Raw genomic sequence first — 4,551 nt, 5'->3', positions numbered from 1 at the left:
GAATGGTCGGGGCAAGCCGGGCCGAGATCAATGAGGCCAAGCAGGTCATCGAGTTGTTTTCTAGCTTCAGCGCGATCGCCAACACCCTGAGGGTCCCCTGCGACATCTTCCCTCCCGAGCAGGACTGACCCCAGCGCAGCGTTCGAAGAAGCCATCAGGGGCGGGCGCAGCGCCGTTCTGGGTCTGCCGGGCGTAACGCCCGTTACCGGGGGCTTGCCCATCATGATTGCGGGAAAAGTCGTCGGCGGAATAGGTGTGAGCGGTGTTGCTTCGGAGCAGGACGAGGGGTGCGCCAAGGCAGGGCTGACGGTTCTCACAGGCGAGTGATCCGGAGCGGCAAAACCGGGCGCCGAGTTCATCGCCCCTGCGAATCCGGACTCCAACACCTTCCAGGTCCATCCTGATCGCCAGATCGGATGGCCTTTTTTCGTGATGCAGAAAATAACGGGATTCGAACCTTTCTGTAAGGTCGGCACTTTCGTAAATGCCTACAGATTCAGAAGTGTTATGACGTTTCGCGCCAGCAAAATCCTTCCCCGTCGCTCCAGATCCTTCAGCAGCCTGCTGACGACCTCCCGGGAGGTGCCCAGGTCATTGGCAATTTTCTGATGGGTGGCATGCAGGATGCCGTCGGCCGATTTCTCGATCAAGTATTCGAACAGGCGCTCGTCCATCCGGCCGAAAGCCACTTCCTGCACCAGTTCCATGACTTCGGTCAGCCGCTGGCTCAACAGGGAATAGACGAAGGCACGCATGGCCTCGTATTTCCCGAGTAGACGACGAAACTCATGGGCCGGAACGAGGAGCATTTCCCCAGCACTGACAGTTACGGCGTTAGCTGGATAGGCATTGTTTCCCAGGATGCACGAGGCGTTCAGGATGCAAGTTTCGCCCGGACCAATTTCGTATAGGGTGATCTCCCGGCCGCTTTCCCCACACCGGTAGACCCTGATCTCCCCGGACAAAACAAAAGTGATAGCCGAACACGAATCCCCTTCCCAGTAGAGGTGGATATCGGACGGGAATGCCTGGCGACGGGCATGGGCCAGGATCTCCGCCACGAGTTCCTCCTCCCGGCGAAACCGGGGGAAGAGGGAGACAAATTCTTCCGTCTCTCTCGTATCCATTTTCCTCGCTCCTCTCTTTTCAACAGTCTATTCCATCCCATGCAGCCTTAGAAATGAAAAAAGCCCGGACAGATACTACACCTGTCGTCTCAAGGGCCGTGTGTGACAATGTCACAGACATGCTGAAGAAGGGTTCCTATACTGACCTCAAAACAGAAACGCGAACAAGGAGGTCTACCATGAAACGCGACGTTGGAACATTGGACCGGCTGGTCAGGATTTCGGCAGGGCTTTTTCTTCTCTACCAGGGGATCGCCGCCGGCCATGGCTGGGGGTATCTCGGCGTCATCCCGCTTCTGACCGGGGCGATCGGCTGGTGTCCCCTCTACAGTCTGCTGGGGATCTCCACGGCCTGCCGGAAGTGCCCGAGCAACGGACTCAACCAAACGAGATAGGAGAGGTGATCCATGTCCGCTAGATGTTTTGTACGCAGCTTTTCCGATTTCCGGAAGATGTCCCTTATCCTCCTTTTTGCCTTGCTGCTGGCCGCCTGCCATGGCGGCGGTGGCAACGACTCTGTGGCTCCACCCGTGATTCAAGCCCAGGTCGCGGCGGCCCAGGGGGGAACCTTCTCCGACAACCCCGCCAACCCCCTCGTCTCGCTGACCATTCCAGCCGGGGCGCTCAGCGAGGATGCCCGCCTGACGGTCACCCCGGCCGCCGGTCCGCCTGCCCCCGGCGCCAACCAGACCCCGGCCAGTTCCGCCTTCGCCATCTCCCTCACCAGCGTCAGCGGGGCGCCGTTGACCATCGACGAGGACCTGGTCCTGGAGATGGCGGCCGCCCCGGCGCCCGTCCATCCGCAGTTCGGTGAGATCGCCAAGGTTTCAGGGACCGGCTGGCTGCGCCAGCGGGCCAGCCTCTTTCGCCCCTCCGACAGCACCGTCGTCACCCTGGTCGCCGATCCCAACGGCACCTTCCGGGTGATGCACCGCAGCTTGCAGACCGCCGGCGGTCCCGGCGCCACCGCCGGCTTCGACGTCTTTATGAACGAGACCTTCGGCAACGAGGACTTCTTCGGCGGTGTCCTCGGTCTGCACACGGTACTGAACGATCTCCTGCCGACCGAAGCGGTCGCCCTTGGCGTCCAGATCGACCTGGCCAAGGTTCCCCAGGCTATTGTCGACGTCATGACCGGCGCCGATCTCAACGCCAAGGACGTCGCCCTGGCCGATCCCGCCACCACCCGGGCTCTGCTCCAGGCCGGGGCGGTCGTCGGGGTGAAAGGGGTTTTCGGAGATCCGCTCAACCCCGACCTGCTGACCAGCGCCGGCATCACCTGCGCCCTCTGTCACCAGAACGTGACCCCCACCACCTTCCAGTTGAGCGCGGGTCCGACGACCCTGCCCATCGGACCGCTGAAGGTCGACGGCAAGGCCAACGTCGTCATGGACGCCGGCGCCATTCTCGCCGCCACTCCGTTTGCCCAGGCTGCCGGTCAGCCAACCATCGACCTGCTGAACAGTTGGGGCCCGGGGCGCTTCGACATCCGCGCCCTGCCCGACAACCCTCTTGAAGACAATGCCGATAACCCCACCGGCAATCCGCCGCTCTGGAACTTTGTCGATCTGGAAGCGCAGGGGTATCTCTTCGGCTATGACGGGCTGTTCGTCGGCGAGAACGCCCTGGCCAGCCAGGCGGAGGCGGTCTACGACCTGGTGATGCACGCCAACGGCGCCTTCGGCACCGTCTCCGGCAACCTGCCTCCGGCCCTGCGGATTACCCCGCCGCAGGCCCTGCTCGACGCGCTGGCGGCCGCAGAGACCGCCTCTCCCGAAAACGGCATCGTCACCCAGGACCTTCTGGACCTGCAGACCTGGATGCGCAGCCTGGCCAGCCCGCCGCCGGGAGCCTTCGACGAGGCGCTGGCCGAGGAGGGCTTCAGGCTCTTCTTCGGCAGGGCCAACTGCCATGTCTGCCATAACACGGCCGATCTGACCGACGCCGCGGGGAGCCTCTTCACCTTTACCCTGGGTCCGACTCCGGGGGATCTGGCCGGCGGCATCAAGGTGCCGGGGCTGCGCGGGGTTTCCCAGTCCGCACCCTATCTGCATGACCACAGCCTTGCCTCTCTGGAGGAGGTCGTCGCCCTGCTGGCCACGCTCGGAGATCCTATCCCTGCCTTGAGCGTCGATGAACAGACGGCGCTGGTGGAGTTTCTGAAGAGCCTGTAAAGTGCGTGTCCCAACCAGAGACGAAAAAGGGCCTGCAATTCGCGCAGGCCCTTTTTCATGGTGGTGTGCCAGGCATGATGCGTAGCGCTGTGACTGGCCAAAACAGTAACTTTGGGGGCAAGCTCCTTACAAGCCCCGGTTTCCGTCTGAAATTGCAGGGTTAGTGAGAATCACCTTTTTCCAGCCTCCGTGCCCCTCAATTGCCTCTGAAACGATTCTGAGATGATATCTTGGACACATTATGCCCAGATGGGCGGCCCCCAAACTTTTTTACTATTTGACACAGTATTATAAGAGTTTTTTCCTGAAGAATGCCCAAAGGGCAGGAGCGTAAGGAACAGATTCTCGATAAGACTGAGACCCTCCGTTTACATGCGGAAATCGGCTTTGCAAAGGGGATAAGATACACACAACCCAAGGGTTTTGTACCTTCCCTACTTTCCCAAGCCGCCCAAAGCCGCTCATAAAATTGAAATTCCACTGAAGATTCCAAGATTTAACTAATTTACGTGAGAACCCTCAACCCTCGGCGACCACCTTCGACGACGCCGCTTTGAACTCGGTTTGTACCAGAATGATGTTGCTGCCAAGCTTAAAACTACAACAACGTTTGAATATTGTCTTGACACAAAACACGTAAAATGGTACCAATATACCAAAATAAAGACAGGAGCGAGAGCGGAGGAACATATGAAGCTACTGGTGTGCATCAAGCAGGTTCCCGACATGGAGTCCCGTTTCAAGGCAAATGCCGCCGGAAACTGGTTCTCCGAGGCGGACCTTGCCTTTCGCATGAACGAGTATGACGAATATGCCGTTGAGCAGGCGGTTCTTCTGCGGGAACAGGTGGGTGAGGGTGCCGAACTGACAGTTCTCTCCATCGGGCCTGACCGCGTCATGGAAACCATCAAGAAAGCGTTGGCCATGGGGTGCGACCGAGCGGTTCATATCCTTGATCCGGATGTGCATTTGAAAGACCCCTGGCAGGTTGCGTCAACTGTTGCGGCGTTTGCAGACGACAAGCAGTTCGACCTCATCTTTACCGGCATGCAGTCGCAGGACCGGGGTTCCGCCCAGGTCGGCGTGACCGTTGCCGAACTCCTTGGCTATGCCTGTGCGACCACCCTGGTCGATTTCGAATATTCCGATGGGCAAGTCAAAGGGAAGCGTGAACTCGAGGGTGGGGTAAAGGGGGTTGTCCGTATGACCCTGCCGGCTCTGGTGACCTGCCAGTTGGGGCTTAATATTCC

General features: G+C 59.7%; 4 protein-coding genes and 1 pseudogene. 4 read left to right on the top strand and 1 reads right to left on the bottom strand.

The genetic code is table 11. The features are described from left to right. Nucleotides 1-138: 138 nt before the first annotated feature. Nucleotides 139-327, top strand: a pseudogene (locus VD811_15315) (heme-binding protein). 161 nt (nt 328-488) lie between these two features. On the opposite strand, the gene VD811_15310 reads toward VD811_15315, so the two are convergent. Next, nucleotides 489-1,127, bottom strand: a complete 639-nt coding sequence (locus VD811_15310) for a Crp/Fnr family transcriptional regulator (GenBank protein ID HXV22351.1) — start codon at nt 1,125-1,127, stop codon at nt 489-491. Between the two features lie 179 nt (nt 1,128-1,306). On the opposite strand from VD811_15310, the gene VD811_15305 reads away from it, so the two are divergent. The 3 genes from VD811_15305 to VD811_15295 form a co-directional block, all read left to right on the top strand. Next, nucleotides 1,307-1,522: a DUF2892 domain-containing protein gene (locus VD811_15305; GenBank protein HXV22350.1), complete on the top strand. Its 216-nt coding sequence runs from the start codon at nt 1,307-1,309 to the stop codon at nt 1,520-1,522. Nucleotides 1,523-1,534: 12 nt separating this feature from the next. Further along, a complete protein-coding gene (locus VD811_15300) occupies nt 1,535-3,301 on the top strand; it encodes a hypothetical protein (protein HXV22349.1) in 1,767 nt (588 codons plus the stop codon). Nucleotides 3,302-3,991: 690 nt separating this feature from the next. Continuing rightward, nucleotides 3,992-4,551, top strand: a 560-nt coding sequence (locus VD811_15295; GenBank protein ID HXV22348.1) for an electron transfer flavoprotein subunit beta/FixA family protein, incomplete at its 3' end; no start/stop codon positions are given.

It is taken from the genome of Desulfuromonadales bacterium (assembly GCA_035620395.1).
Lineage (GTDB): Bacteria > Desulfobacterota > Desulfuromonadia > Desulfuromonadales > DASPGW01 > DASPGW01.
This window is presented reverse-complemented; position numbering and strand designations above follow the sequence as displayed.